Origin of the sequence: Aeromonas sp. QDB30, assembly GCF_027707645.1 — a bacterium.
GTDB lineage: Bacteria > Pseudomonadota > Gammaproteobacteria > Enterobacterales > Aeromonadaceae > Aeromonas > Aeromonas caviae.
In genome coordinates this window covers 1-2522 of the sequence record NZ_JAPCIY010000151.1, presented here as the reverse complement: position 1 = coordinate 2522, position 2522 = coordinate 1, and the positions used below count along the sequence as shown (strand labels likewise).

Annotated in this window: 2 protein-coding genes; both read right to left on the bottom strand. The window is 39.3% G+C overall.

Annotated elements, in window-relative coordinates; genetic code table 11:
• Positions 1-57: 57 nt before the first annotated feature.
• Positions 58-1623 carry a TIGR04141 family sporadically distributed protein gene (locus tag PG896_RS20775; RefSeq protein WP_270836177.1) on the bottom strand — a complete coding sequence of 522 codons (1566 nt, stop codon included), beginning with the start codon at positions 1621-1623 and terminating at the stop codon, positions 58-60.
• A gap of 101 nt (positions 1624-1724) precedes the next feature.
• Positions 1725-2243, bottom strand: coding sequence for a hypothetical protein (locus PG896_RS20770; protein WP_201957531.1), 519 nt, complete (start codon positions 2241-2243; stop codon positions 1725-1727).
• Positions 2244-2522: the final 279 nt, after the last annotated feature.

Genomic DNA, 2522 nt, shown 5'->3' with positions numbered 1-2522 from the left:
ACCAGCAGATCATTTTGGAGGTATTGGGTGAGCGCTATCGGCAAATTTATTCCTAAATCAGGTGCGGAATGTCGGATTAACTTTACTAAAGAATGGTAGGTTGCTCTTTAGGCTTGCTGAATCCTCACCCAAAATCAAAAACACAACTTCAACACCATCGCTTCTAAAACTATTAAGGGGTACACTATCCTGCAAGCCGCTACTCACACGTTTTAAAACAGTCCTCGCTTTTTTCCTGAACTCTTTGTCGCCAAGTAGAATCTCAGCAGAGACGCTACCTTGTGCAAAAAGGTGACTTAAACCAGCTGAACCACCTTTCCTGTGTTTAACATGAATAAATTGCTTATTATTTGTCATTAAATCACACAACTCAATAGGAGTAGTAGTTCTGTTGCTTTTTATCAATTTTTTATCGAGCAAGTAATAGCTATGGCTAATCGAAGCTCGCTCATTGTAATCACCCTCTGATTCAATCTTTGATTTAGTTTTTCCGTCTTTGACTTCGTCCCATACATGAACCCTGGGAAAGGCTAAGGACGATACTTTTATTTGCCCCAGTGTAGAGTCTACTCTAGCCACAAAATTATTATCGATTTCATACCATAATCCTGCAAACAATATGTAAGTCTTATCTATTTCCTTGTGTTCGAAATAGATGCACTTATATATTTGGTGCTCAGACTCATTTTCATTAACGTCGTAAACAAATAATTTGTCACGCTTGATTGAATCAACTGAAATTGCCGCAACATCTGTATTGTCAAGGTACTCTTTCGGCTCAATTGTTGGTTTTATGGAGCTTTTGGTTCGAGTGAAGCTGAATCCATAAATACTGTCCCATTGAATAATCTCTGGGATAGTTATGGTTATTTCGGTGCTCTTTGCTTTAATCTTATCAATTAACTTAGAATCTAAACGGTCAATTTCGGACTTCTCTTTAATCTTCCTAATATTATCAACCCAAGAAAAGTTACTTTTATATGAATCATTTGCATAATAACCGGAGAGCAAATCAACCAATTGGGATATTTCATCCACATCCATTTCTACGCCAAATGAAAAAACAGAGTCTCCGCCAGAGATGTTTTTCAAACTCACGCCATCTTTAGGTGAGCCCGTGACCGCCCTAAGAACATCTCTCGAAATGTCAATACCAAACACACCGACAGAAGACTCCCTAGAAGCTTGTGACTTTTTCTGGACAGCCTGATCTTCTAACGTGAAAAGGTCAACACTTCGTAAACTGTCATGATTAAGTGTGTTTAGTGCAGTTTTTATTCCGAAATCATGCACAAAATATTTCGTATCTATCAGGAATCGACCATAAACGAAAGTAAAAGCCATTGTAGCAGTAGATGTTTTTATAATAAGAACTGCAGAGCTAGAACGATTGGCAAGCTCATCTAACGAAACGCCTGTTATATTCTCAGTAAAACCACTCCATTTTGGTTTTTTTTCTGTGGGAATTTTTACGAATAATTTTCCTTCAAGCTCATGCTTTCTATCAAGTTCATATGCATTAACTTGAGACGATACTTTTAGGTAGTCTGCTGCTTGCAGAGAAGAATGCTCATCTTTGGCCAAGAATGCGTTCAAATATAAGTATGGCTTTTTATCTTCCACTGAAATCAACTCCTTGGTGATGCATAACTTTTACTTAAATGGCGGTACGTAGTGCCGTCCAGTTTCAAGTTTTTGTTAGGCATATCGCCACAGCTCGAAAATTATGAATTATCACTCTCTAGCAAGGTTATTAAATCAAAGGCGCCTAACTTTGCTTCATCTTGATTTTCAAACATTCTAAATAAATGGCGAGTGATTAAATTATCTTCTTTGCTCACGGTCGCACCCCAACGAGAGTCACGTTCATAAACAGTGATTCTATAGCCATCAGTTTTTAGATATTGATTTCCCTTGAGTGATAACTTCCATTTTCGGGATAACCATCTTTTTCTTTTTGATGCTCGATTTTTCATCGAGGTTTCACGTAGTTGAGCGGCTAGAAGATCGAACTCCATATGTCCGCCACAAACACAACCCACTTTCAAAATATGTGGATAGGTTGGATGCTGCATATGATGTACATAACGAATTGTTTGTGATTCGCACATTTCACACTCTATTTCAGGCGAACCCAAATCTTCAATATCCACACACGACCAACCTTTATGAGGGACACCAACATCTGACCATTTTCCTCGTCTATTACGGATCAGATTTTCTTCTTCGTTATAGTTACTCAAATGAAAATCTCCATATTTTATAGAATGACTTGTTAGGAAGCAGAGCTGCTATTGCGGCGCAACGAGTACCGGCAAAATCTGGGACACCCACCAATTTGATAAATCCAGATGATAGTGGCACCGGCAAGTCTTGACCCACCCCAAGGCGGTCGATAGCAACCCCGCAAGAGGATCTTCCGATCCTTGCTTATATCGCGGCGGGGCAGGGCCGACGCATGATCATTCTCTGCACAAGTTGATCAAGTCTCGATCAGTTGAACGGCTCCAAGTACGATTTTA